This window comes from Bacillus sp. FSL R5-0434 (assembly GCF_038004745.1).
Classification (GTDB): domain Bacteria; phylum Bacillota; class Bacilli; order Bacillales; family Bacillaceae; genus Bacillus; species Bacillus halotolerans.
Window position 1 is genome coordinate 3,678,817 of sequence record NZ_JBBORV010000001.1, and the last position, 26,299, is coordinate 3,705,115.

Genomic DNA, 26,299 nt, shown 5'->3' on the forward strand with positions numbered 1-26,299 from the left:
GCAGAGCGCCGGCTTTAATATTTTTCATACACCTGATGTTTTTTCCGCTTTGCGATAACAAATAATCCAAGAAACAGGGCAATCCCAACACTGTCAATGAGCACATCCCGGATACAGCCGTTTCTGCTAAAGAAAAGCTGAATGATTTCCGTAAAAACGGCAAACACGAATGCTCCGGCCGAGGCCCATTTTATACAGCTCCATTGCTTCCAGAACAAATATGTCAGCACGAAGAAAGAAAACGCGTGCCCGTTTTTTTGAATTACAGCTTCAGGCGTGGTCAGCTGAGTAAAATCCATGTCTAAAAATTGGTATAGATCAGGATGCGGATGAAAGTGAAATGCCACTGTCTGCGACATCACCATATCACTGAAGCTTTCTGTACAGACAGAGAGTAAAATGAAGAAGATCCAGCCTGCGAGTAATAGACGATGCATAAAAACAGCCTCCTTTCCAGCGGCATCTTGTGCATGTAAATACATAGACGGCACAGTGAAACAAAAAGTAACAAAAAAACGCCTATCACACCGATAGACGTTTTCTTCATTAGGACTGTTCAGTGCCTTCTGTTGTGCTGCTTTCTTTGGAACCTGATTTGTCAGTTGAATCATCCGTTTTGTCCTCGGATTTTTCGTCAGTTCCTTTTTCAGTCGAACCATCCTTTTTTTCTGATGATTGCTGAATGGATTCTTCTGTTTCCTCAGTTGCAGCTTTTTCTTCTGCAGCTGCCGCTTTTTCAATAGAAGAAACCGGCTTGTCCATAAAGTTCAGCGGGTTCATAGCAACTCCGTCTTTACGGATTTCAAAGTGTACGTGGTTGCCGCTTTCTTCGCTGTAAAGGTTCTTGCCAGACTTTCCGATGACCTGGTTTTGCTTCACCTTGTCGCCTTGCTCAACACCTACTTCAGAAAGTGATTGATACACAGTAGATAACCCATCAGCATGTTCGATTTCCACAACATATCCCAGCACTGGATCTTTTTCAGCTTTCACAACCGTACCGCTTAGAGAAGCAGAAACATCGAAATCTTTTCCGTCTTTCTCAGCTAAGTCAATTCCTTTGCTTAGGCTGTACGTGTTATTATAGGTAACGAGTGCTGCTTCTTTTTCTTCTTTTGCGGCATCAGTTTCATAGAACTTTTTCACAACAGAAACGTTTTCAGAATCAACAACCGGCATTGCGACATTTTCCATAGACTTTCCTACTTCAACTGCATCGTCGTTGTTGTCATACGCGGAGCTTCCGCCGTTATCAGCTAACTGATCCTTTACCTCATCATTTGATACAGATTGATACCAAAGGACAGCTGTTAAAATGACGGCCGCACTGACTAAGTAAATTGCAGGGAACACCCAGCGTTTACGAAAAAACTGCTGAAGTTTTTTGACTTGAGAAGTTTTCTTTTCTTCCTCTCTCATTGTTTCATCACCTCAGCAACATTCTGAACACTTTTCTGAAAATATATACATCGATATAAAAAACTTTTTTAGATATAGTTTGTGCAGGCTGATAAGAAAGTATGTAATTTTTTTGAGAGGAGAACCAAATACGTATGAACTTAACTTTACGTCTTGCTGAAAAAAAGGATATAGAAGCGGTTGTAGCGATTTATAACTCTACGATTGCCTCGCGAATGGTAACAGCCGATACTGAACCGGTAACTCCGGAAGACCGGATGGCATGGTTTTTGGGACATACAGACGAACGGCCGCTGTATGTTGCTGAGGATGAAAACGGGGACGTGGCTGCATGGATCAGCTTCGAAAGATTTTACGGCAGGCCTGCTTATAATAAAACAGCCGAGATCAGCATATACATTCATGAATCATGCCGCGGCAAAGGCGCCGGAACGCATTTGCTTCAGGAAGCGCTCCGCATCGCGCCGGAGCTTGGCATCCGCTCGCTTATGGCCTTCATTTTCGGACATAACAAGCCTAGCCTGAAGCTGTTTGAAAAGCACGGTTTCAAGGAATGGGGGTTATTCCCCGGCATTGCCGAAATGGACGGCAAGCGATATGACTTAAAAATATTAGGGAGAGAGCTATCATGATTAGTCTTGATAAAGATGAAAACCATATTGAAAATCACCACGAAGAAAACAGAGTGATCGAGCAGGAAAACGGCAGCACAGCGGGCGAAAAACGGGAGCTGAGCGCTGCTGCTGTCAAATCGCTTTCAGACATTGCAAAGTGGGGCAAAATAACAGGAATTCTTTTGATTGTCATGGGCGCGCTGGCTGCCCTGTCGGCTTTAATGACAGTCATAGGCGCTATTCCAGGCGTTCTGCTCATTATTTCAGGCGTATTTCTGATGCGGTCGGCAAAATCAGCCAAAGAGGCGAGCGGAAATCTGACCGGCAGTGCGGGTGAAAGCATGCTGGAGAACTACGGAAAATTTATTAAAATGCAATTATTCTACGCTGCATCAAGTATCGCCGCAGGCCTTATCGGAATCATTCTGCTTATTTTCTTCCTCGTATTTGTCGGCATCGCCGCTTTTGAGGATATGGATACGTATGAAGATCCGGATTCCTATTATTATGAAGATGAGCCCGTATTTGAATAAAAAGAGCTGACCCATGTCAGCTCTTTTTTAATACAGCATTTTCTTGCGTCTGTCTTCTTCAGTCAAAAACTCAACAAAGCTCCGCATCGCAAACGGTTCTTCCTTGATCTGACGCGTATACGTATTTTTGCGCTCTTCTGAAAGAATTTCGCTCTTTTTGATTCTGTTCAGCATATAAATATGAACGGTCTTTTGAATTTGTTTATGCTGATAGCCCGCTTCTTTAAAAAATGCTAACCCAAGTGCAGCAAGAAGCGCAAAAAGTCCGGCGCTGATCAGAGACTCTCTGTCTGCTGAAGCATGAAAAAGGAAAGCAGCCAAATTAAAGAGAGAGAATGCAGCAAGCGGAACAGCAAGAAAACGGTAGATGACAGTTTTCTTCATTAAAGGCTGTACAGCCTTTTGAATTTTTTGCATTTCTGTTTTAATGAACCCCGGCATTTGTTCAATTCTGTAAAAGTTCATGTAATTCTCCCCCTTTATTTGATTTTGCAAGGCTTCACGAACGTTATCATATGAGTTTATTTTAACGCAGGTGCAAGCTGGTTTTAAAGAAATCTGCCCGTGTTTTTCGCGAAGAATCTGGATCAACACACTTTATTCTTTTAAAAAGTCAGTGTTATAATTTGTAATGGGAATCAGATTGCTGTTATTCATGGAATACTAATGGCAATCTTCTTGATAAATATGAATTAGCGGGGTTACAAAGTGAGTATTTCTTCCATCCTTTTGTCACTTTTTTTCATTTTGAATATTCTTTTGGCCATCATTGTCATATTCAAAGAACGGCGCGATGCCAGTGCATCATGGGCTTGGCTGCTTGTTCTTTTCTTTATTCCCGTTTTAGGCTTTATTTTATACCTATTATTCGGTCATAATCTCAGACGCAAGCATTTGTTTCAATGGGAGGATCGAAAGAAAATCGGAATCGAAAAGCTGCTGCAGCATCAGCTTGAAGAATTAGAAAACAGGCAATTTCAGTTCAACAACCGGGCAACCTTTGATAATAAGGATTTAATATATATGCTCATCATGAATAATCACGCTGTCTTTACAGAGGATAATTCAGTTGATGTCATAACAGACGGACGTGATAAGTTTCAGCGGCTTTTACATGACATATCAAAGGCAAAGGATCATATCCATCTACAATATTATATTTACAAAGGTGATGAATTAGGAAAAAAATTGCGGGACGCCCTCATTCAAAAAGCGAAAGAAGGTGTTCAGGTCAGGGTTTTGTATGATGAGCTCGGGTCCAGAACGCTGCGCAAAAAGTTTTTTAAAGAACTGCGTGAGGCCGGCGGGCATGTGGAGGTCTTTTTCCCTTCAAAGCTCAGGCCGATTAACCTTCGGCTGAATTACCGCAACCACCGAAAGCTTGTTATCATAGACGGCATAACCGGTTATGTCGGAGGGTTTAATGTCGGGGATGAATATCTCGGGCTCAATCCGAAGTTCGGCTATTGGCGCGATACCCATATTCGATTGCAGGGAACGGCCGTTCACGCCATTCAGACACGATTCATCCTTGACTGGAACCAAGCTTCACATCATCATACGCTCACCTATATCCCGAACCACTTTCCCGATTGCAGCCCAAAGGGAAACGTCGGGATGCAGATTGTTACGAGCGGGCCCGATTCCGAATGGGAACAAATTAAAAACGGCTACATCAAAATGATTTCAAACGCCAAGCGGAACATTTTGATACAAACACCTTATTTTATTCCGGACGCAAGCCTGCTGGATGCATTGAGAATCGCGTGCCTGTCAGGCATTGATGTCAACATTATGATACCGAACAAGCCTGATCATGCTTTTGTATACTGGGCCACGCTTTCGTATATCGGGGATCTTTTAAAGGCCGGAGCCACCGTCTATATATACGATAATGGCTTTATCCATGCGAAAACAATCGTGGTGGATGACGAAATTGCATCGGTCGGTACAGCGAATATTGACGTCCGAAGCTTCAGGCTGAATTTTGAGGTTAATGCATTTATTTATGATATCAACATTGCCAAAAAACTGGTTTCTACATTTAAAGAAGATTTGCTCGTATCCAGAAAATACACCTACGAGGAATATCAGCAGCGGTCATTATGGATCCGCATCAAGGAATCCGTGTCACGGCTGCTGTCGCCGATTTTATAAGATGTGCCAATCCCCCCGGCCTTTATGGCCGGGGCTTTTCAGCATGGTCATAATCTATCATCACGCACCCCGTAAAAACGCGCGTGACCTTTCTCATATAGCGTGCAACCGTAATAAAAAATCACTAATATGATCACGGAATTTATCAACAGCGGCTTGCACCTCCGGATCGTCAGGCCAAACCCCATTCACACCGCGGCAAAATCAATTCATTATTTCTATTTCTTTATACAAAACTTCTCACAAATAGTGTATAAAAGAAAAGTGAGTATTTTTTTGTAAAGGGGACCCGTGTCAATGAATCTGGAAACGGTCAACAAAACCCTCATCAGTATTTCAAAATGGGGAAAAGCAACAGGCATTTTATTTATTATTATGGGCGCTTTTACTGCGCTTTCAGGCGCGTTCTTTTTTCTTATCGGCGCAGTGCCGGGCGTACTGCAAATCATTTCAGGCATCTTTTTGATGCGGTCAGCAAAAGAAGCAGGCTTAATGGCTGAAAAGCATAGCGGGCAATCTGAGGATTTAATGCTGGAGAACTATGCGAAATTTGTAAAGATGCAAGGGATTTATTTAATCGTGAGCATCGCTGTATCGATTCTGGCGATCATCGCATTCTTCATCTTTCTAATGCTTGGAATTGCCGACGGCATATTCAGCGATTATAATACGTACAGCACCTATTAATTAGAAAAACCCGGAGCATGGGACTGACCCCCGTTTTTGAGACAGGGATCAAAACACCTTTTATACAGCCAATTGCCGATAGCTTATCGGTGATTGGCTGTTTAGTTTCGTTTGAATACGAATGTTGTTATAATAATAAATGTATTCTTTGACAGTGCGTTCTACGATGGCGGTCGTGGTTCGATTAATGCTGTTAAGATAGAACGTTTCAGACTTTAGTGAGGAATGAAACGATTCGATGGAGGCATTATCAGCGGGCGTCCCTTTGCGGGACATGCTCATGGTAATGCCTTTTGTTTTAACAGCTTTCTGATACTCATAAGATGTATACACAGATCCTTGGTCACTATGTAACACGCAGTTCTGAGGCAGTGTTGGCAGCTGATCAAGTGTGTTTAAGACAAAGTCTGTGTCCTGCTTATCTCCAATCGTGAAAGCAATTACTTCTCCATTGTATACATCCAATATACTGGAAAGGTACAATTGTTTCTGTCCATAAGGCAAATACGTGATATCCGTTACTAGTTTTTCAAGAGGATGATCGGACTGAAAGTTCCGATCTAATATATTATCAACCACGGCATATGGCTGCCCATTCTTCTTGCGCTTTTTCACCTTAACCCGGCACTGCCACTGATTTTTCTGCATGATACGCTGAACCGTTTTATGGTTAATACGCATTTCCTTTTTTAATATAGCTGTAATTTTTCGATATCCATATCGATACTTGTGCTCTCGGCACAACGTGCCGATTTGTTTTTCCAAATGGCGCTTGGGATGATCTTTCATCAGGTTCTTCTTCCAACGATAATAAGACGCTCGTGAGATACCTAAATGAACACAGATATTCTGTACGGTCATTGTGCCGTGCAATACTTCTACAAGTTCGACTGACGTTTGGCTATCAACTTCCTTTCCAATTCGTTGTACTTTTTTAAAACTTCATTTTGTTGTCTCAGATAACGGTTCTCTGCCTGCAGTTTCTCTAATTCGGAAGAATACTCCGGACCTTTTCCGTAAGTGTATTGCTTACCAACAGGCTGTTCAAATCGATGTGTATCCCCAGCCTTATGCCATCTAGCCCATGTCTGAACCTGCGTCTTATTCTTGATATTCAATTCCTGCATGATCTCTTTCATAGGCACGCCTGCCAATCTCATTTCTACAGCCTTCTGTTTGACTTCAATTGGATAACTCACTCTTGTTCCCATACAAAAAACACCTCCAAGTCTTATTTCGGATAACAACGATCCGTTTTCAAACTTGAAGGTGTTTTTTATTTGTCTCATCTTATGGGGTCAGTCCCCATCCTCCGGGTTTTTTCTTGTTATTCCGCTTCGCTTACTACTGTGAAGCGTTCATTTTTGTGTGACGGATGTTCAAGCTCATCCAAAACAGCAATCGCATAATCGGCATAGCTGATATAACTGTCGCCTTTTGCGTTTACGATCACATTGTCTTTTCCTTTTTGGTAAGATCCCGTCCGCTTTCCTGCCGGATCAAAAAACGCCGCCGGGCTGAGGAACGTCCAGGAAATAGAGTCTGCCTTTTGCAGGTCTTTCAGGTTCTCTCCTTGATTTGATGCAGTCGGAAGATATTCTTTCGGGAATTCCGGTGTATCCATTAAACGTGTTGTTTTGGCTTCATCAACAAACAGGCTTCCCGCTCCGCCGACGACAAACAATCTTGTATGTTTTGCATCCTTTAGCAGGCTGATTAATGTTCTGCCTGCTTCAACATGAAGATGTTCCTGGCCAGGCGCAGCTCCAAAAGCGTTAACGAGTGCATCGAAAGGCTTGAGATCTTCTGCCGTCAGTTCAAAAACATCTTTCTCCAAAATCGCTGTATTCTGATCCTGCACTTTAGATGCATTTCGGACAATGGCAGTTACCTCGTGACCTCTTTCCTTCGCTTCTTTCAAAATCAGACTTCCCGCTTTTCCGCTTGCACCGATAATTCCTATTTTCATTTTTGATTTCCTCCTTATTTGTAACAATTTTAGTTACATGTTAGTGGTGAGAAGTCATCCCTTTTGATCAAAAGAGATGATTCATTACATCTTTTAATGACTTGCTTGCCAGCTCATTTTCCATCGCTTTTTGCACACTATCAAATGTCTCATCCAGCGCGCACTGAATTTTTTTGCCTACCGGACACTTCGGGTTCGGGTTTTCATGAACCGCAAATAGTTCCTCTTGGTTTTGAACAGCTCGATATACTTCTAAAAGAGAAATATCAGCCGGATCTTTTTTGAGGCTCGCGCCCGGCACCCCGGCGCGTGATGTGAGAATATCGCCCTTTTTCAGCAGGCTGATCATCCTTCTTACAACAACCGGGTTGGTGTTGACACTGTCAGCGATGATTTCAGAAGACGCTTTTTCATCCATCGAAATGAGAGATAAAATATGAATGGCAACAGCAAGACGGCTGTTAATCATGTTTTTTCACCACCGTTGTAACTATAATAGTTACATTTAATTCATTTGTCAACATATAATATACACTAAATTTGCGCTTCTTGCGCATCCGTTTAGTCAATAAAACGGCCGGATGCACTCCGACCGTGTCTTGTCAGAATAAGAAATATCGCTGTCCCAGCGGAACATAATCGACAGGCTGGCAGGACAATTCTTCTCCGTCAGCAAAGACCTGATACGTTTTCGGATCGACTTCAATCTTCGGCAAAGCAGCATTTAATTTCATATCCAGCTTGCTCAGCTTGCGGATGTTTTTCACAGGAGAAATTCTTTTTTCCAGCCCTAACCTTTCCGCCACACCCCTTTCAATGCCCGCCTGGGACATAAACGTGACGGAAGTTGAGCGGTTGGCTTTACCATAGGAAGCATACATTTGGCGCATGAACACAGGCTCCGGAGTCGGGATAGACGCGTTTGGATCCCCCATTTGCGCGCGTGCTATCATGCCGCCCTTTAAGACCAATTCCGGTTTCACGCCGAAAAATACAGGATCCCACAGGACAAGGTCAGCGAGCTTTCCTTTTTCTACAGAACCGACTTCATGGCTGAGGCCGTGAGTAATTGCCGGATTAATCGTATATTTGGCAATGTAGCGTTTCGCACGTACGTTATCGTTTCCGTTTTCTCCAATGAGAGCGCCGCGCTGTTTTTTCATTTTGTCAGCCACCTGCCAAGTGCGGATAATGACTTCGCCAACCCGCCCCATCGCTTGGGAATCCGATGATGTCATGCTGATCGCGCCGATATCATGGAGAATGTCCTCTGCCGCAATCGTCGCAGCCCTGATTCTGGAATGGCTGAACGCCACGTCCTCGGGCACCTTCGCATCTAAATGGTGACAGACCATCATCATGTCAAGGTGCTCATCCATCGTATTGACGGTGTAAGGGATTGTCGGCGTTGTGGATGACGGCAGAATGTTCGCGTAAGAGGCGAGCTTCATAATATCCGGAGCGTGGCCCCCGCCTGCTCCTTCAATGTGATATGTATGAATCACCCGGTCTCCGATTGCGTCGAGCGTGTTTTCCAGGAAGCCCGCTTCATTGATCGTATCCGTATGGATTGCGACTTGAATATCGGCTTCATCCACAACTTCCATACACGTTTTGATAGCGCTTGGCGTCGTGCCCCAGTCTTCATGAAGCTTCAGGCCGATGGCGCCGGCTTCCACCTGTTCGATCAGCGGCGCTTTATCGGATGCGTTCCCTTTTCCTAAGAAGCCGACATTGATCGGGAATTCCTCGGCCGCTTCCAGCATCCTTGCCATATACCATGCACCTGACGTACATGTTGTCGCTTTGCTTCCTGTAGCAGGTCCCGTTCCGCCTCCAAGAAGAGTCGTGACTCCTGAAGAAAGCGCAACTTCCATCTGCTGAGGACAAATAAAGTGAATGTGCGTATCCACTCCTCCAGCCGTTAAAATTTTGCCTTCACCGGAGATCACCTCTGTACCCGCACCAATGACCATATGCGGATCGACCCCGTCCATGATATCGGGGTTGCCGCTTTTTCCGACACCCACGATCCGGCCGTCCTTTACACCGACATCTGCTTTGACAATGCCTGTGTAATCCAATAACACGACGTTGGTGATCACCAAATCCAAAGCGCCGTCTTTTCCTGTGATGCTGCCGTTTTGGCCCATGCCGTCACGGATCGTTTTTCCGCCTCCAAAGATCATTTCTTCACCATAAACAGTGAAGTCCTTTTCGACTTCGATCCATAAGTCCGTATCGCCCAATCTGATTTTATCGCCCGTTGTCGGACCAAACAGCTCCGCGTATTGCTCCCGTGACATTTTCATCGAATCACACCCTCCATCCAGCCGGCTTTCTTTAAGTTGGCTAACGTTTTTTCTTTCCCGCGTTCATCGATATACGTATCGGCCATTCCGTTCAGTCCTCTTACTGTTTTTCGTCCGCTGAATTCAACAAGCGTGACCGTTTTCTCCTCACCTGGCTCAAAACGGACCGATGTGCCTGACGGAATGTCGATACGCATGCCGATGGCTTGTTCGCGGTCAAACGATAGCGCACCATTGGCTTCCGCAAAATGAAAATGTGAACCGACCTGAATGGAACGTGATCCGGTGTTTTTCACCGCTATCTCCCGTGTCTGGCGGCCTTCGTTAATCGTAATGGTCCCTTCAGCAATCTGAAATGCTCCCGGCTTCATGACTTCACCTCCGCAGAAATCGGCTGGTGTACTGTGACAAGCTTCACTCCGTCAGGGAATGTAGCTTCCACCTGAATGCTGTCCAGCATCTCAGGCACGCCCTCCATGACATCTTTTTCAGTCAATACATGGCGGCCGGCTTCCATCAGCTCCGCCACTCCCTTTCCGTCACGCGCGCCTTCCATGATAAAACAGGTGAGATAAGCGGCAGCCTCGGGATAGTTCAGCAGAACGCCGCGCGCCTTTCGCTGTTTGGCTAATTCTCCCGCTGCAAAAATGAGCAATTTCTCTTGTTCAACCGGTGTCAGTTTCATCTTAGGTCCTCCTTATTATCGTCATTCATAAAGCGGATTGCGTTACATGAATCTCCGGAACGATGCAGGCGGGCCATCACCTCCCTTTCTCAGGATGCTGATTATACGGTGAGATGCCTTTCAAAACGGCGAGCCGTTTCATCGTCAGCCTTTCCGTGAGCGACGACCGTTCCCCTGTCCATGACGTAAAGATAATCAGCGCACGTTAAGGCGTTCTCTAAGCTGTGTTCCACCAAAACAATTGCAGTCTCTTCTTTTCTGGAAATTTCTAAGATGACTTTTTGAATCAATTCCACGATTGAGGGTTGAATTCCTTCCATTGGTTCATCAAGTAAAATAATTTTTGGATTTCCCATCAGCGCTCTGGCAATCGCAAGCTGCTGCTGCTGTCCTCCGCTTAAATCGCCGCCTTTCCGGTCGAGCATGTCCTTCAAAACAGGAAACCACTGGAAAATCCCTTCCTTGATCCGCCCTCTCCGCTCCTTCTTAGGAAGCGGTTCTTCTCCGAGCAAAAGATTGTCGCGAACGGTTAAAGCGGGGAAGATGTCTCTCCCTTGGGGCACGTACGCAATTCCAGCTCTTGCCCGTTTTTCCGTCTTTTCGTTTTGAACAAACGTTTGATGAAAACGGATCTGTCCCTGTTTGGCCGGGATCAGGCCGATGATCGTTTTCAGCAAAGTGGATTTGCCGACTCCGTTTCGGCCTAATACAGCGACGATCTGCCCGGGGCGGACCTCCATGCTGAGGTTATGCAAAACCATGGATTGATCATAACCGGATGTCACATTACTGACTGCTATCATGACGCTCCGCTCCTTCCTAAATACACCGCTGCCACCTCTTCATTGCTTGTAATCTCATCCATCGATCCTTCACAAAGCACTCTCCCTTCATGCATCACCGTGACTTTTCTGGAAAACGAGCGGACAAACTCCATATCGTGCTCCACAATTAAAACGGAACACGTTTTGGCAATCTCCTCAAGGAGAGCCCCGGTTTTATCACGCTCTTTTCCCGTCATACCGGCGATCGGTTCATCCAGCAGCAAAAGCTTCGGCTCCATGGCGAGCTGCATGCCGATTTCGAGCCATTGTTTCTGCCCGTGTGACAGGCTGCCAGCTGTTAGATCCCGTTTATCATCTAACCCAATCAGCTGCAGAATGTCTATGATCCTGTCACTTTGCTGTTTTGTCATGCGCGCTGTCAGCAGTGAAAGGATCGTTTTTTTCTGTTTCATGGCAAGCTCGAGGTTTTCAAACACCGTCAGCTGCGTAAAGACACTCGGAGCCTGAAACTTTCTGGCGACGCCCATTTTCGCGATCTGATATTCCGGAACCTTTGTCAGTTCAGCCGTTTCCTGAAACACAATCTCGCCCGAATGCGGCTTTGTTTTCCCGCAAATGATATCCAGCATGGTTGTTTTCCCGGCGCCATTCGGCCCAATCAAAAAGTGAATATCATGTTCCTGTACACTGATATCTGCCCCCTGCAGCGCCCAAAACCCGTCAAACTGAACCTTCACGTCACGGCAGATAAGTATCGGTTTCATATGCAGCCGCTCCTTTCTTTTTAGAGAAGGAAAGCTGGGTTCCAAGCTTTTCAAACAGTCCGACAATCCCTCTTGGCAAGTAAAGCACGACGATCATAAACAGCGCACCGAGGAAATACAGCCAAATGTCGGGATAATATTCGCTTAAATAGCTTTTCATGCCGTTCGTTAACAGCGCGCCCAGCACAGCTCCGAAAATGGAGTGCCTGCCGCCGATCGCCACCCACAGCACCATTTCCACTGAAGGGATGATGCCCATCATTTCCGGCGAGATCATCCCGTCCTGAAGCACAAACAGCATCCCGGCAATTCCCGCCATCGCAGCGGACACACAGTAAATAAACACTTTAAAAACGGTGGAATGATAACCGAAAAAACGCACCCTGTTCTCTCCGTCGCGAACCGCCTGCAAAAGCCGGCCAAAGCGGCTTCTCGTAAGAAACAAAGCGAACACAACAGTAAGGCCGAGAAAAAAGACTGTGGCAAAATACAGGATCTGCTTCAAGGCAGGATCAGCCAGAGAATATTGAAAAATCGTATAGAAGCTGGTAAGTCCATTGGTGCCGCCGGTGATTTCCTGGCTGCCGATAAACAGTGTGACCACCACAACGACGACAGCCTGTGATATCAAAGAGAAATAAACTCCCTTTATATTGTTGCGGAACGTAAAATAACCGAGCAGAAACGCCAGTAGCACAGGCACAGCGACAGCCGCCGCAATTGCAGCGAAAGGGTGCCTGAACAAAGCCCAGATCCACGGCAGTTCGCTGACTCCCGCCCACTCCATAAAATCAGGAATGCCGGATGGTGAGGCTTCTATTTTTAAATACATCGCCATGCAGTAGGCGCCCAATCCGAAAAAGACGCCGTGCCCCAAGCTCAAAATGCCTGTATATCCCCAAATGAGGCAAATGCCGACCGCTACAATCGCAAAGCATAAAAACTTCGCCAACAGCCCCAATCGAAACTCCTGAAGAAAGAACGGAGCGGCGATAAAAAGGGCAAACATCACAAGATACGGACTGAATTGCGAAAACTGCTTCATCCGGCACCCCCCTAATCAAGTAATCTCGTTCTGACGCTTGCAAGACCCGAAGGCCGCCATTGCAGAAAGAGAATAATAAACGCAAACACGACTACCTTTGCAATCGTAGCGCTTGTGGAATACTCAACGAATGTGCTCAGCAAACCGACCGTCACCGCGCCGATAATCGTTCCTTTTAATTTTCCGATTCCGCCTAATATGACGATCATGAAGGCATCAACAAGGTATGACGAACCGAGAGTAGGCCCGATCGAACCAAGCAAGGTGAGTGAGCTCCCCGCAATACCGGCCAACCCGCTTCCGAGCGCAAAAGCCAATGTATCTGTTTTTCTCACAGATACACCAAGACATGATGCCATACTCCGGTTCAGCGTAACCGCCTGCATCCGCCGCCCCGCCGGAGTTTTAAACAAATAGAATCCCAGCAGCGCAAGCGTAAAAAGAACGAGCGCCAAAATAAACAGCCTTTTATATGGAAAGGTGACCGAAAACAGCGTCACTCCTCCCGACAGCCACTCAGGAGACTGAACAGCGACATTCGGCGCGCCAAAAATCGATCTGGCTGCCTGCTGAAGGATCAAGCTTACCCCCCATGTTGCCAAAAGGCTGTCGAGCGGACGGTCATATAATCGCCTGACAATCACTTTTTCAATGACAATGCCAAGCAGTGCCGCAACTGTAAACGACATGATGACCGCAATAAAAAAGTAATAGGAAAAGAGAGAAGCCGGCAAATAGCTTAAAAACAGCTGCTGAATGACATATGTCGTGTAGGCTCCCGCCATCATCAGCTCACCGTGCGCCATATTCATAATGTTCATCAAACCGAATGTAACGGCCAATCCAATCGCAATGAGAATCAAAATAGAACCGAGACTGATCCCGTTAAATAATTGAGTCACGACGACAGACATGTTCCGCCTCCTCTCCCGCAAACGGCTTTGATTTATTTAGATAACCCCTTTGCCCAGTCGTACGTTTTTAAATACGGATCAGGTTTTACCGGATCACCTGAGTTCCATACTTCTTTAAATTGTCCATCCCCCGTGATTTGCCCGATTCTAACTGTTTTGTAAAGATGCTGTGTATCTCCATCGATTTTCACTGTGCCGCCCGGGGCCTTGAATGCAATCCCGTCAGCCGCTTTCTTCACTTTATCGATCTCAAAGGACTTGGCTTTTTCAACGGCTGCCGCCCAGAGATACACCGCATTATACCCGGCTTCAATCGGATCACTGGTCACCCTGTTATCTCCGTTCTGCTTTTTATAATTCTTCACGAATGTATGATTTTCTGCTGTATTTGTTGTTTGGAAATAATTCCACACCGCATAATGCCCTTTTAGCACATCTGTCCCGATCCCCCGAATTTCTTCCTCTGCGACACTCGCCGACATGACAGGAATATCATCAGCTGTCACACCCGCATCTTTCAGCTGTTTGAAAAATGCCACGTTGCTGTCGCCGTTTAATGTGTTAAAAATTACATCCGGCTGCTTTTCTTTGATTTTGCTGACCAGCGTACTGTAATTCGTGTGGCCGAGCGGCGTATACTCTTCACCGGCAACTTCTCCCCCAGCAGCTTTTACTTGCGCTTTAATGATTTTATTGGCTGTTCTCGGGAACACATAATCCGAGCCGATCAGAAAGAATGTCTTGCCTTTATTCTTCAGCAGCCAATCGACAGCCGGCACGATTTGCTGATTTGTCGTTGCTCCGGTATAAAAAATATGAGGCGATGACTCCATGCCTTCGTATTGCACCGGATAGAACAGCAGCCCGTTATTTTGCTCCACAACCGGGAGCATCGCCTTGCGGCTCGCTGATGTCCACCCTCCGAATACAGCCGCCGCTTTGTCCTGCTGAAGCAGCTTTCTCATTTTTTCGGCATATGTAGGCCAGTCAGATGCCCCGTCCTCCACGACGGGTTCAAGCTTTTTGCCGAGAACGCCGCCTTTTTGGTTGATTTCATGAATAGCCAGCAGCTCTGCATCATGGACGGATACCTCGCTGATTGCCATTGTCCCGCTTAATGAGTGAAGAATCCCAACCTTCACTGAATCCCCGCTTGTGTCAATTTCAACTGTTTTTTTCGCATCTCCGCTGGCTTCCGACACTTTCTTCGGCGCCGTACATCCCGTGATCAGAATCGTGATAAGAAACATCAGAAAGACACCCTGTATTCTAACCCCTTTGCTTTTCATCCAGAACCTCCTTTGTCTGATTGAGTCAACTGATGTCATAAAAGTTAACAACTTATGTCAATTATTATATAGAACAGGCGCACTATTTTAAAGAATATTTAAAAAATTTAGATACTTTAACCAAATCGATTGTCTTTTTTGTTATATTTATTCACATAAAAAAAAAGGCAAGAAACAATGTTTCTTGCCTTGCCGATCTGATTAATCTTTATCTGTGAATTTATCCTTCGCTTCACCGATACCCTTTTGGACCTCGCCTTTTGCCTTATCTTTTTTGCCTTCAGCCTGCATGTCCGTTTTGTCGGTCATATCTCCGACTTTATCCTTCACTTCTCCCTTGGCTTTATTTAAGCCGCCTTTCATTTTATCTTTTACACTATCGTTACCCATGTGTCATTCTCTCCCTTCATTTAAGTGTGTACTTGTTACCTTCCCGATCTGAGCAGCGGTAAACATTTGAATATTATTTATCGATTTCATAACGCTCTCCGTAACGGAGCACCTTGTAGAGCGCCAGCCCGTCAGATGATTTATTTTCTGAGTAACGGACCGGCAGCAGGGCAAAAAACACATAATACGTAGAAAAGTAGACAAACTGATAGAAAAACACATTTGGCTCCAATACACTGTGTATAATGAGCAAATTCACTGCGAAAATGGTTATTAAGTTAAACAGGCAGCCTCCGGCATAAACAAGTGCGTGTGAGAATCGGTTGTCGATCTTCAGCTCACCGTACCGGCAAAACGAATCCATAAAATAAATGGTTCTGACCTGTATCGGCCCGATCTTGAACAGTTTTTTGCCCATCCCGATATCCAATGAACCCTTCCCGCCAAAAACAAAAGCCATAAAGCTGTGCCCGGCAACATGTATAATAGATACAAGCGGCAGAACGATGAGGAAAGACCATAGAAACTTCACCATATCATCAAATCCAAACATTGAATTCCCCCTCACGCTTGTCATAAACAACAACACATATGCACTCCGCCATTTCTCTGTTTCACAAAATCGCGGCTTTCCATTCGTTTGTGTTCAAAAACAGTATGTAGCGATTTTTCCTGTTCTCCACGGAAATAAACGTCCCGATGCTCCCCTTTTTTTGTATAAAAAAACCATCCGGCATCAGATGGTTTCGTCTTACACTTGATATAAACAGTCTTCCTTCAGAATCAGCGCTCTCATGCTGACCGCTTTTTCATAGAAAAACACCGCATCTTTATAGTTTTCATGAAGGCTGGAATATGCAGCCGCATCCAGAGCAAATTCCTCAATATACACATACAGGGACTTGGCTTCCATATAATCAAATACCTCTTGAATCATATCCATATTAACGGATTCCACATATAGAGCCTGCAGAAATTTATATTTTTCCAGACTGAAGCTGTCGTTTCGTTTTCGGGCGATGGCAATCCCTTTTTCATAATAATGCATAGCCGCCTGTTCAGCCTGTTTTTTGAAGAGTACACGCGTTAAGCTGAACAGCGCTTTCGGGAGCTGCTCCAGCTGGTGTTCCTCAAAGACAGGAAGCGCTTTTTCAAAGTATGCAGCCGCCTGGTCCAGTTCTCCTTTTTCATCATAACAGTTCCCCATGTTGTAGAGGGCTGATCCGATCAAGCGGGGCTGTCCTTCCAGTAAAGCCAAACGATAAGCGTCATCGAGATGCTCGAGCGCTTTTTCATAATTTCTGTAGTCTATATAGTTTCCTGATATGACAAAATGGCATTGAATTCTTCTGACCCTGTAAAAATCATGAGCCTTGTAGGTCTCAAGCGCCTGTATCGCATGATTCATGGAAAAGTGGGTCTGCTTCATAATATAAAATACTTCCGCTACTTTAAAATGAAATTCCGCTCTTTCAATATCATCCTCTACAAACGCAAGCATTTTCTCAGCTTTCCGATAGAAAGATATGGCTGAGATGTAATTGTTCTGTTCAAATTCATACATCCCTCTGAACAAATGAAAATAATACTCAGATAATCCCGAGATGCTGTCCTTGCTGCTTTCCAGCCTCTCGATCAATTCACGATATTGGAGCTGAGATTCCTCGTGCAGGTCGGGCTTTACATAATCAAGCATAATTTGATGACGGTAGCTGATCAGCTGATAGTACAACAGAAGCAGCTGATCCTCTTCCATATGTTCTATATCATGATCAATCTCTTCCTTCAGCTGAACGGCATCAGCCACTTGAAATGCTAAAATGTGCTTATACCACTGATTGATTTTCACTCCTACTTGAGATGACGGGATCTCGTAAGCGGCCATGCCTCTCCAACCCTTTCTATGAACTAGTGGTTATATTTTATCATATTGTATGGCTTTAGAATTAAAATTTCTTCCAGTGATTCCTTCTTTTTGCCTATCCTTATATTTTTCGGTTTCTGATTGGATTTTTTGCACTTTTTGGCGCATTACAGTTTTTGACACAAAAAAAGCTTACCGGACTTAGCCGATAAGCTTTTATCATATTAACCGCCAATATAAGACATTTCCACTTTCTTTTTGCCCGCTGTTTTTGAAAGAGTCCGGTCAACTGAATATTGGTCTATCCGATTCTTCCACACTGTGCCGATCATCGCTGTCAGCTCGCCATCACTTAATCCCTGCCGAACCGGCGCTCTGAGGTCATATCCGCTTGAAGCGAACAGGCAAGTAAACAACTCACCGCGCGCAGACAGGCGTGCCCTGTTACACGAGCCGCAGAACGCATCAGATACAGAAGAAATCACGCCGATTTCGCCAGATCCGTCCAAGTAGCGAAACCTTGAAGCAACTTCCCCTTTATAATTAGGCGCGATCGGTTCAACCGGCATGTGTTCATTGATTACATCAATGATTTCCGCCTTTGTCATGACGTCTTTCTTTTCCCATTGGTTGGTGTTGCCGACGTCCATAAATTCGATGAATCTCAAGATATGCCCTTTTTCTTTAAAATAGCGCGCCATAGGCAGGATATCTTTTTCATTGACGCCCCTTTGGACGACCATGTTGATTTTAACGCCGAGCCCTGCTTGTTTCGCCGCTTCAATGCCTTCAAGCACCTTGCTGACAGAAACCCCTCGCCCGTTGATCATTTTAAAGCGTTCGTCCTCTAATGAATCAAGGCTGATGGTCACCCGTTTCAAGCCGGCTTCTTTGAGCTTGTCGGCATAAACAGGCAGCAGCGACCCGTTTGTCGTCATCGCAATATCACGGAGACCCGGAATGCGGGCCAGTTTTTTAATTAATTCGGGCATGTCCTTTCTCATGAGCGGCTCTCCGCCGGTCAAGCGGATTTTTTCCACTCCGAACCTGGTGACAAACAGCGCCGCAAGCCGTTCCAATTCCTCAAATGAAAGCAGCTCCTCTTTCTTTAAAAAAGGATAATCCGGGCCGAATAACTCGGCTGGCATACAGTACGTGCATCGGAAGTTGCAGCGGTCTGTAACAGAAATGCGAAGGTCTCTGAGCGGTCTGTTCCTTTTATCTAACATCTGGCGAGATTCTGTATTCATTGCTGCAGCCCCTCCTGTCCCCCAATTCTCTCGGGATGTGTATATACATTAAAAGATCCGTTTCTCACAAAACCGATCGCTGTAATATTTAATTCTTCTGCCATTTGAATCGCAAGCTCTGTCGGGGCCGATTTTGAAATCACAATCGACACGCCGATTTTTGCCGCTTTTAACAGCACTTCTGATGAGATTCTGCCGCTGAAGACAATCAGTTTATCGCGAACAGACATCCCATTCAGCAGACAATGTCCGTATAATTTATCAAGCGCGTTGTGACGGCCGATATCTGTGCGCATCAAAAGCACTTTCTCCGTATCGCAAAGCGCCGCATTATGTACGCCTCCCGTCTCCTGAAACGTCCCGCTTTCTTTTTGCATATCCTTCATAAGCGCCAAACAAGTTTCAGGCGAAATCTTCATTTGACTGACAGCCGTCTTGGCGGTTTTGACATCCTGCTGAAAATAAAAATGGCGGCCCTTTCCGCAGCACGAGCCGATCACCCGTTTCGTATATTCCTGTTGATTCAATGTCTCAGGATGAATGAGATCGACATACACAAAACCGAGACTTTCATCTATTGTAAACCTTTTAATCTCTTTTTGAAATCGAATAACACCCTCAGATGCGAGAAATCCGATGACAAGCTCTTTGATATGCTCCGGCGTGCAAACGAGCGTGACAAACTCACTGCCGTTCACCATCACCGTCAACGGATATTCTGTCACCATCCGGTCGGTTTGCCTGCTCATTTCCCCTTGTTCATAACGCCATATCTCCCTGACCGCAGTTACTTTATCGTTCAATGTCTCTTCCCCTCCGCAATGTTCCTGCCTTTATATTTTTTCACACTCCTCAGATTTTGTCGAATCCTGTTATAAAAAAAAGAGCCCATTCTAAAGGACTCTACGTTTGGTTATGCTGATTCTTTTTCAGGATCATAAACAGCACAAGAGCTGCGATCAAAGTGAGCATGCTGACAAAAAAGAAAGCTGCCAGTTTCAGAAAAACACCGAGCAATATGAAAACCACGGCGGCTATAAGAAATATCAGTCCTAACAATCTCATGTTTTCCACCCCTTTACGGGTATCATTCCCGCCGGCCCTGTTTTTAAACCAATAGAAAAAGGCGCCTGGGGAGCGCCTTTTCATTCGGTTACTCAGTAAATTTTTGTGCTTCTTTTTCCCAGGCCTGCTCGAATTCTTCCGCGCTGTCAGCTGAAATATATTCTCCGCCGCCAGCAACAGCCGCCTGTTTCATTTCCGCGTTTCCTTTCACATCAAAGTTGAAGCCGATAATATTTACAATCGTATCTACATTCGCTTCACGAAGCTTTTCAATTTCATCAGCAGGATTTCCGCCGCATGTTTCTTCACCGTCAGTGATTAAATACACCACGTTTTTCCCGTCTGCATCAAACGCTTCAAATTCTTTTCTTGTATCAGAAAGCGCTTTGGCAATTGGCGTCCAGCCGGTCGGTTTGATGCCGCTTAATGAATGGTCAAAGAGCGTTCCTTCATATGGATGAAGGCCGTAAATCGTTTCTGTTGTGCTGCATGAAAGAGCCTTTCCGGAAAGTTTATTGTTTCCCGCATGTCCAAAGACGCGAAGCATCAGATTTGTATCCTCAGGAAGCAGCTCGGCAAAAGACTTTACAGATTTTTTGGCAATGTCTATCTTTCGTTCTCCTCCTGTTTTTTGAACCATACTTCCGCTTCCATCAAACAGGACAGCTACATTCGTGTCGGTTTTTTTCTCAGCGGCAAAAGACGGTGACGCAATGGAGACAGTCAACAGTCCAATAATACCGGCAGTCAGTAATTTTTTCATGTTCAACTTCCTTTCTTTATCATATTTTCCAACCATTTGTTGGATTCTTCTTTATGCTAGAATATGAAACCACAAAATGATATAGGGCAAGCTGCCTTTTATCTCCCTTTCACTTTCTATTCAAAATCACCGGAAACCTCAATATTTTTAGCCATTTTCACCCAAAAAATATAGAAAGAATGTGACACCATTCATTCTTTCTTCTCCGTGGTCAGGAGAGAAAAGCTGAAATCTGCTACTATGCTACAGGCGGTCAGCTGCTTACTTTTGAACGTTTTGTTAAAAACAAAAAAGAGGCTGACCTTTCAGCCTCTTTTTTTCTTATTTAGATAACATCAGTGATTGCTGAGTGAAAATTTTCTCAACATCTTTTTGCGTATAAGCAGGGAAATATTCTCCGCCGCCGACTTTAGCAATTGCGTTCAGCTGGCCTTTATATCCTTCTTTATAGTCAAATCCAATGACATTTACTGTGATGTTGTCTTTATGAAGTTCTTTTGCTGTTTTGATCGGGTTGCCGCCGCATGTTTCCTCACCGTCTGTTAGCAGGTAAACGACTTTTTCTCCTTTTGCATCAAGCTGATCGAAAGAAGATTTTGCCTCGTTCAGCGCTTTTGCGATCGGTGTCCAGCCAGTCGGCCCGATTGTGTTAAGAGAATTGAGGAAGCTCTGTTCGTTAAAGCTTTGGAAGCCGTATACGTTGCGAATGGCTTCGCATGATTGAACTTTTCCGGAATTCTTATTGTTTCCTTCTGAACCAAACACACTCATTTTCACTTGAGTGTCCGCAGGCAGTGAGCTTGCAAACTTTGAAACTTCTTTTTTGGCTGAATTAAATTTAGATACACCGTCTATTCTTTTCGCCATGCTTCCGCTGGCATCAAGCAAAACCGCCACGTTTGCCGGAGCTTCAGCCTTCGGTTCTGTTTTTTCAGCAGCAAAAGCAGGTGACGTCAGTCCAAATAGCAATCCTGTCATCATGATCAGTGAAAATCTTTTCTTCATGTTCGTGCCCCTTTTCAAGTTTGTTTCTGCGTGCAGATGTTCAACGCTGAACATAACTAATCGTAATCGACAAAAACAGAGAAATAAATAGGGCGGGCTTCCCCATTGCCGCTGTTTACTTTTGCATAGAAACCTTTGTTTTTATTAGTGATTTCCGCCTAACAGCAAAATGAAAAATCATGATTGTCAGCCTTTCGCCTTTCGTTATATGAGTCTGTCGAAGTCTGTCGATCAATGTGGATTACTTTACCACAATCTCAGTGTCAGCAAATATGAAAAAGGAACTGATTCCCTCATCATCATATAGGCTATAAAATACGCAGGAGGCCTTTAGAAGGTCTTTAACCGCTCTTACATAAAAATAGACTTAGGAACAGAATATACGCTTAAAAACGGCAAAAAAGACGCTTTATGAAGCGTCTTTTTATTTCTTCGCCATATATTTATTTAAAAACGAATCGGCGGTTGAAACCTGTGTTCCTTGATAATAGTACTTCACAATCTCATCAACTGTTTTGCCCTCTTTCGCCATAAAATTGGCTCCATACTGGCTCATTCCCACACCGTGTCCAAAGCCTTTTGTGGTAATGGTAATGGTGTCTCCGTTTCGTTTCCATTCAAAATCAGCTGAATTGAGGCCTAGCTTTTCGCGTATGTCCCTTCCTTTCAGCGTCTTGCCGTTAATGACGGCTGTTGCCACCTGATGGCCCGGTGTCTCTCCGGTAATTTTTCCGACTGTATTTGACCCATTCAGCTGGACGCCAAGCTTTTGTTCAAATTGCGCCACTGTAAAGGTTTTGGTGGCCTTATACTTCGGAGACTTTTTATCCCAAGAGCTTTTGACGCTTTTTAAATAAGGAATGGCACTTGTCCAATATGCTTCCGCATTTTCTGTATAACCGTTGCTTGTGGAGAAAAAGGAGGCTTCAATCGGCTGGTTGTTGTACGTTAAGATTTTGCCTTGCGTACTGGCAACCGCATCTGTGATTTTTTTCAGCTTTGCTTCATAATCTGCGCCCCACTGATTCTTCAGCTCCGCTTTGCTTTTGTACACCTGGAACATCTGAGTATCATCCACCAGCGAGCCTTTAGGGGCCTCTACTGCAGAATTTGAAACCATCAGTCTGACAATAAACGTTCTTGCGGCGAGAGCCTGTGCCTTCAGCGCTTCAGGTTCAAAGGTAGCCGGCATTTCGGAGGCGACGACTCCGATGACATACTCTTCAAGCGGAATATCTTCTACGGATTGATTGGCGGTTCGATAGACTGGAATAGAAACAGGCGATGCTTTCAATGTTTCCGCTCCTTTTGATTCTTGTATCGTGTTGACTGCTGTCTTTCCTGATTCTCCTCTGGCCCCGGCTTCTTTATTATGCTGAAACGGGATCACTAAGAGTGTGGGGACCAAGAGAATCAATGCACATAGTACGGATAGTGTGATTGCGAATTGTTTCATATTCAGCTGCCTCCTGCTCGGGATTCGACTCTAGTCTAGTCTATGGGCAGGGACAAGCTAATATGACTCTCCTTTTGGACAGAAACTTTATTTGTCATTTACGTATTCTTTTTTGCTATTTTGCGCATAATGATGATAATACACTAAAAATAAAAAACCAGTATGCCAGAATGACATACTGATTTTCAATCCTTTATGCGTTTAAGTCTGAGACAACTTCTTTGCTTTCTTGCTCAGAAGCAGACTCATCGTTTACACGTTCGATGTCTGCGCCAAGACCGGCAAGCTTCTGATGGAAATCAACATAACCGCGGTCTAAGTGTTTCAGTTCAGTAACACGTGTATGACCTTCAGCCACTAACCCCGCAAGAATCAACGCTGCGCCTGCACGCAAGTCAGTAGCTGCAACTTCAGCTCCTTGAAGCTGTACAGGGCCGTTAATAATCACAGAACGACCTTCAATCTTGATATCACCATTCATACGGCGGAATTCTTCCGCATGCATAAAACGGTTTTCAAAAACAGTTTCCGTAATCATGCTTGTGCCGCTTGCACGAAGCAGAAGCGCCATCATTTGTGACTGCATATCAGTCGGGAATCCAGGGTGAGGCATTGTTTTAATGTCGATCGGTTTCAGTTCTTTCGGACCGATCACACGAAGGCCTTCTCCTTCATCCTTAATCGTAACACCCATCTCTTCCATTTTTGCGATTAAAGAAGTGAGGTGTTCAGGAACCGCTCCTTTAACTAAAACATTTCCTTCAGTGATTGCAGCGGCAACCATGAATGTGCCCGCTTCAATACGGTCAGGTATAATATGGTGTCTTACGCCGTGAAGCTTGTCGACTCCTTCAATTTTAATGGTGCCGGTGCCCGCTCCGCGGATTTTTCCGCCCATGCCGTTGATATAGTTTGCTAAATCAACGATTTCAGGCTCTTTCGCCACGTTCTCAAGCGTTGTTGTTCCTTCAGCTAAAGCAGCTGCCATAATCAGGTTTTCTGTTGCTCCCACACTTGGGAAATCCAGATAGATTTTCGCGCCTTGCAGACGGCCTTTTACTTCAGCTTCAATGAAGCCATTACCGACTTTAATTTCTGCGCCCATTGCTTCAAAACCTTTTAAATGCTGGTCTATTGGTCTAGATCCAATTGCGCATCCGCCCGGAAGCGCTACTCTTGCATGACCTGTACGCGCAAGAAGCGGTCCCATGACAAGCACAGACGCACGCATTTTACGTACATATTCAAAAGGTGCTTCAGTTTGCAAAGCGTATGAAGCATTTACAGTGACTTCATTATTCTCAAAATGCACATCTGCTCCTAAATGACGCAACACTTCATTAATTGTATATACATCGGAGAGCGTAGGTACATCACAAATTACGCTTTTTTCTTCACTTGCTAATAAAGATGCAGCGATAACTGGTAAAACGGCATTTTTAGCGCCTTCAACTTTGACTGTGCCGTTTAACTTTTGACCGCCGCGGACGATGATTTTTTCCAAGGTATTCCCCTCCGCGTCCCTAAATTCTCTATATTAATATTCAGTCGTAACGATTGGTGTGCCAACCGTAACGATATGTTTTCCGCCCATTCCTGCACTTCTAAGTGCAATTTGCAAATTCATTTTATGTTCTGAGGTCATGATAGACTCTTTCCACTCATCTGTATACGCAGAAATAGAAACGAAACTTGGCTCAACTACATGTTCAACAGATCTTGCTTGAAATTCATTTAATAACTGATTTGCTTTTTTTTGCAAAACAATATCCATATTATCATCTAAATGACCATTTAGACAAGTAAAAATAACTACTTTTTCTTGGAATATCCCGAGTGCCTGCCGTTCAAACTGTTCATATGTATCATTCCAGCTAATCGGTGTCTCAAGACTCATTTGCTCATATAATAAATACGAAGTTGGGTTGTGTTTTTTGAGGGTTGTGACAAGCTGCAGTTTAAAAGAAGTATGATTTTTTTTGTCAGTATACGTGCCAATGGCCTTTACTATTTGGTCTTCCTGTGCAAGTGCCCAATTATATTGACGATACTCTGATTTTAAACGTTGCACTTTTTGATAAAATTCTTTTTCGGTCAGAGACATATTTTGTTTTGCATGCAAAGTCCACTTATCAATTGACACATTCTGGCGTTCCATTCCCTCTGCAATTTGTGCTAATGGCGTTAACTCACTCGCATGAATCGTATGGAAAACAGCAATGACGAAACTTAATACAACAGATACAATAATAGCATAGCTTACTTGTTTTTTCTTCATTATGATCTCTCCCCCTAATCTCCAGTTTTACCGGAGGCAAGGGGTGCCATACGTGGAATTCTTCGTCAAAACTCGCGTGATTACAGGAAGCGATTTAACCCGCTTCCCCAGCCATTCCCATGTTTTCGGCAATCAAAACCTATCAAAATAAATAGGGAAGCTGCTGTGAATAATTAAGGTAATCCAAAAAGAAGTTTCCGACAGTCGTTCCGATTGCAATGGTCAGCAAAATCATTAGAAGTCTTGCCTGCAGGACTTTGCCTTTTCTGATTAACGGATCAATATTGACGGCTTGAAGCGCCCACCAAGTGACCGCGATAAAAATCAAGTGAACGATAATGCCAATTGCAGCCTGCTGTCCCAATACGCTCATCTATACGCACTCCTTTCATCCATTCTCCGCTTTATACCCTTTCTTATTATATAAGAAGAAGAGATAAAGATGATACATTTTATACAGAACGGAATATTCATCCAAAACTAGGGCTAATCCCCGCTTAAACAGCGGCTCTTTTGCATGGTATACTTTTTTGGAAAGGAGCTGGCAATTATGAATCATTCATTTTTTCAGCCTGAAAAGCAATATGGTGAGGACTTGCCTGTATTTGAGCAGGAATGGGAAGCAATTGCATTCTATTATGATTATAGACAGTCACAGATTGAAGAACTGAATGAATTGTGTCAGTTTTATAACATTTCTCTCACCCAAACGAGAGAAAGCCTCGAAGAGCTTGAACATCTTTATTTTCAAAGCATACAAGAGCTTTTGCTTGCTGATTGGAATCTTCCTATTGAAGAATTTGAGAAGATGATCAGTGTTTATCTTATAGATTGTGTGATTGCCCATCACGAAGATGCCGAATGGATCGTAAAGCCTTATCCGTATACAGACGGGGCTTATACAATGGGCTTTAGAAGACACCGTAAATCATGGCATACCGTGAATTGCTGTGATCGTTTATACTTGCGTCAAAAAGAGAGTCAGCCGCTGCTGTCACTGTTTGATTCTCTTGTGCAGTCATAAAAAAATCCTTCTCATGAAGAGAAGGATTTTT

At 44.4% G+C, this 26,299-nt stretch carries 31 protein-coding genes; 5 read left to right on the plus strand and 26 right to left on the minus strand.

All coding sequences use genetic code 11. The features are described from left to right. Positions 1-14: 14 nt before the first annotated feature. Together NYE43_RS19140 and spoIIQ are read right to left on the minus strand one after the other, a co-directional pair. Positions 15-437: a VanZ family protein gene (locus NYE43_RS19140; RefSeq protein WP_341062433.1), complete on the minus strand. Its 423-nt coding sequence runs from the start codon at positions 435-437 to the stop codon at positions 15-17. Positions 438-546: 109 nt separating this feature from the next. After that, positions 547-1,419, minus strand: coding sequence for a stage II sporulation protein spoIIQ (gene spoIIQ / locus NYE43_RS19145; protein ID WP_024123130.1), 873 nt, complete (start codon positions 1,417-1,419; stop codon positions 547-549). 134 nt (positions 1,420-1,553) lie between these two features. On the opposite strand from spoIIQ, the gene NYE43_RS19150 reads away from it, so the two are divergent. Together NYE43_RS19150 and NYE43_RS19155 are read left to right on the plus strand one after the other, a co-directional pair. Further along, a complete protein-coding gene (locus NYE43_RS19150) occupies positions 1,554-2,051 on the plus strand; it encodes a GNAT family N-acetyltransferase (protein WP_024123131.1) in 498 nt (165 codons plus the stop codon). Continuing rightward, a complete protein-coding gene (locus NYE43_RS19155) occupies positions 2,048-2,566 on the plus strand; it encodes a DUF5362 family protein (RefSeq protein ID WP_341062434.1) in 519 nt (172 codons plus the stop codon). The genes NYE43_RS19150 and NYE43_RS19155 overlap by 4 nt, the downstream gene beginning before the upstream one ends. A gap of 27 nt (positions 2,567-2,593) precedes the next feature. On the opposite strand, the gene NYE43_RS19160 is transcribed toward NYE43_RS19155, so the two are convergent. Next, the gene (locus NYE43_RS19160; protein ID WP_024123133.1) at positions 2,594-3,031 is read right to left on the minus strand and encodes a DUF5392 family protein; all 438 of its coding nucleotides are present in this window, start codon (positions 3,029-3,031) and stop codon (positions 2,594-2,596) included. Positions 3,032-3,274: 243 nt separating this feature from the next. On the opposite strand from NYE43_RS19160, the gene cls reads away from it, so the two are divergent. Both cls and NYE43_RS19170 read left to right on the plus strand, forming a co-directional pair. After that, on the plus strand, positions 3,275-4,723 hold the full coding sequence (gene cls, locus NYE43_RS19165) for a cardiolipin synthase (RefSeq protein WP_024123134.1): 1,449 nt from the start codon (positions 3,275-3,277) through the stop codon (positions 4,721-4,723). A gap of 297 nt (positions 4,724-5,020) precedes the next feature. Continuing rightward, entirely contained in the window at positions 5,021-5,410 is a 390-nt protein-coding gene (locus tag NYE43_RS19170; RefSeq protein WP_213418078.1) for a DUF5362 family protein, read from the plus strand. Between the two features lie 60 nt (positions 5,411-5,470). On the opposite strand, the gene NYE43_RS19175 is transcribed toward NYE43_RS19170, so the two are convergent. The 23 genes from NYE43_RS19175 to NYE43_RS19285 all read right to left on the minus strand — a co-directional run bounded on the left by NYE43_RS19175 (position 5,471) and on the right by NYE43_RS19285 (position 25,617). Further along, positions 5,471-6,621, minus strand: a protein-coding gene (locus NYE43_RS19175; protein WP_341062435.1) for an IS3 family transposase whose coding sequence is annotated in 2 segments (ribosomal slippage) — positions 5,471-6,348 and positions 6,348-6,621 — 1,152 coding nt in all. Because the reading frame shifts where the segments join, the coding sequence is not laid out codon by codon here. Between the two features lie 116 nt (positions 6,622-6,737). Next, positions 6,738-7,379: an NAD(P)-dependent oxidoreductase gene (locus NYE43_RS19180; protein ID WP_095712825.1), complete on the minus strand. Its 642-nt coding sequence runs from the start codon at positions 7,377-7,379 to the stop codon at positions 6,738-6,740. A gap of 67 nt (positions 7,380-7,446) precedes the next feature. Beyond that, positions 7,447-7,848: an Rrf2 family transcriptional regulator gene (locus NYE43_RS19185; protein ID WP_095712824.1), complete on the minus strand. Its 402-nt coding sequence runs from the start codon at positions 7,846-7,848 to the stop codon at positions 7,447-7,449. A 133-nt stretch (positions 7,849-7,981) separates the two neighbouring features. Next, positions 7,982-9,691: an urease subunit alpha gene (gene ureC, locus NYE43_RS19190; protein WP_024123138.1), complete on the minus strand. Its 1,710-nt coding sequence runs from the start codon at positions 9,689-9,691 to the stop codon at positions 7,982-7,984. Further along, positions 9,688-10,062, minus strand: a complete 375-nt coding sequence (gene ureB, locus NYE43_RS19195; protein ID WP_024123139.1) for an urease subunit beta — start codon at positions 10,060-10,062, stop codon at positions 9,688-9,690. Before ureB ends, ureC begins: the two co-directional genes overlap by 4 nt. Beyond that, on the minus strand, positions 10,059-10,376 hold the full coding sequence (gene ureA / locus NYE43_RS19200; RefSeq protein ID WP_024123140.1) for an urease subunit gamma: 318 nt from the start codon (positions 10,374-10,376) through the stop codon (positions 10,059-10,061). The genes ureB and ureA overlap by 4 nt, the downstream gene beginning before the upstream one ends. 101 nt (positions 10,377-10,477) lie before the next feature. Next, entirely contained in the window at positions 10,478-11,179 is a 702-nt protein-coding gene (gene urtE / locus NYE43_RS19205) for an urea ABC transporter ATP-binding subunit UrtE (protein WP_103671884.1), read from the minus strand. Then, positions 11,176-11,925, minus strand: a complete 750-nt coding sequence (gene urtD / locus NYE43_RS19210) for an urea ABC transporter ATP-binding protein UrtD (RefSeq protein WP_095712822.1) — start codon at positions 11,923-11,925, stop codon at positions 11,176-11,178. Before urtD ends, urtE begins: the two co-directional genes overlap by 4 nt. Continuing rightward, positions 11,900-12,970, minus strand: a complete 1,071-nt coding sequence (urtC, locus tag NYE43_RS19215; protein WP_326323605.1) for an urea ABC transporter permease subunit UrtC — start codon at positions 12,968-12,970, stop codon at positions 11,900-11,902. Before urtC ends, urtD begins: the two co-directional genes overlap by 26 nt. An 11-nt stretch (positions 12,971-12,981) precedes the next feature. Continuing rightward, positions 12,982-13,884 (minus strand): urea ABC transporter permease subunit UrtB, encoded by a 903-nt coding sequence (gene urtB, locus NYE43_RS19220; protein WP_216393956.1) that lies wholly within the window; start codon positions 13,882-13,884, stop codon positions 12,982-12,984. 32 nt (positions 13,885-13,916) lie between these two features. Next, positions 13,917-15,173: an urea ABC transporter substrate-binding protein gene (urtA, locus tag NYE43_RS19225; RefSeq protein ID WP_213418085.1), complete on the minus strand. Its 1,257-nt coding sequence runs from the start codon at positions 15,171-15,173 to the stop codon at positions 13,917-13,919. 201 nt (positions 15,174-15,374) lie between these two features. Further along, the gene (locus tag NYE43_RS19230; protein ID WP_024123146.1) at positions 15,375-15,563 is read right to left on the minus strand and encodes a CsbD family protein; all 189 of its coding nucleotides are present in this window, start codon (positions 15,561-15,563) and stop codon (positions 15,375-15,377) included. A 73-nt stretch (positions 15,564-15,636) separates the two neighbouring features. Then, a complete protein-coding gene (locus NYE43_RS19235) occupies positions 15,637-16,116 on the minus strand; it encodes a hypothetical protein (RefSeq protein ID WP_024123147.1) in 480 nt (159 codons plus the stop codon). A gap of 198 nt (positions 16,117-16,314) precedes the next feature. After that, positions 16,315-17,448, minus strand: coding sequence for a response regulator aspartate phosphatase (locus NYE43_RS19240; RefSeq protein WP_059353697.1), 1,134 nt, complete (start codon positions 17,446-17,448; stop codon positions 16,315-16,317). Between the two features lie 203 nt (positions 17,449-17,651). Continuing rightward, positions 17,652-18,677, minus strand: a complete 1,026-nt coding sequence (gene moaA, locus NYE43_RS19245) for a GTP 3',8-cyclase MoaA (protein ID WP_095712818.1) — start codon at positions 18,675-18,677, stop codon at positions 17,652-17,654. Further along, positions 18,674-19,480, minus strand: a complete 807-nt coding sequence (fdhD, locus tag NYE43_RS19250) for a formate dehydrogenase accessory sulfurtransferase FdhD (RefSeq protein ID WP_024123152.1) — start codon at positions 19,478-19,480, stop codon at positions 18,674-18,676. Before fdhD ends, moaA begins: the two co-directional genes overlap by 4 nt. 100 nt (positions 19,481-19,580) lie before the next feature. Then, a complete protein-coding gene (locus NYE43_RS19255; protein ID WP_010332220.1) occupies positions 19,581-19,742 on the minus strand; it encodes a hypothetical protein in 162 nt (53 codons plus the stop codon). A gap of 88 nt (positions 19,743-19,830) precedes the next feature. Beyond that, entirely contained in the window at positions 19,831-20,505 is a 675-nt protein-coding gene (locus NYE43_RS19260) for a vWA domain-containing protein (protein WP_103671908.1), read from the minus strand. Positions 20,506-20,826: 321 nt separating this feature from the next. Then, positions 20,827-21,510 (minus strand): vWA domain-containing protein, encoded by a 684-nt coding sequence (locus NYE43_RS19265; RefSeq protein ID WP_101859818.1) that lies wholly within the window; start codon positions 21,508-21,510, stop codon positions 20,827-20,829. A 424-nt stretch (positions 21,511-21,934) separates the two neighbouring features. Beyond that, positions 21,935-22,966 (minus strand): stage II sporulation protein D, encoded by a 1,032-nt coding sequence (spoIID, locus tag NYE43_RS19270; RefSeq protein ID WP_024123155.1) that lies wholly within the window; start codon positions 22,964-22,966, stop codon positions 21,935-21,937. Positions 22,967-23,159: 193 nt separating this feature from the next. Next, positions 23,160-24,470: a UDP-N-acetylglucosamine 1-carboxyvinyltransferase gene (murA, locus tag NYE43_RS19275; protein ID WP_024123156.1), complete on the minus strand. Its 1,311-nt coding sequence runs from the start codon at positions 24,468-24,470 to the stop codon at positions 23,160-23,162. A gap of 33 nt (positions 24,471-24,503) precedes the next feature. Beyond that, positions 24,504-25,244: a YwmB family TATA-box binding protein gene (locus NYE43_RS19280; RefSeq protein ID WP_024123157.1), complete on the minus strand. Its 741-nt coding sequence runs from the start codon at positions 25,242-25,244 to the stop codon at positions 24,504-24,506. A gap of 142 nt (positions 25,245-25,386) precedes the next feature. After that, positions 25,387-25,617 carry a DUF1146 family protein gene (locus NYE43_RS19285; protein ID WP_024123158.1) on the minus strand — a complete coding sequence of 77 codons (231 nt, stop codon included), beginning with the start codon at positions 25,615-25,617 and terminating at the stop codon, positions 25,387-25,389. 177 nt (positions 25,618-25,794) lie between these two features. Here NYE43_RS19285 and NYE43_RS19290 point away from each other — a divergent pair, with 177 nt between their 5' ends. After that, positions 25,795-26,268, plus strand: coding sequence for a hypothetical protein (locus NYE43_RS19290; RefSeq protein ID WP_044159725.1), 474 nt, complete (start codon positions 25,795-25,797; stop codon positions 26,266-26,268). The last annotated feature ends 31 nt before the right edge of the window (positions 26,269-26,299 follow it).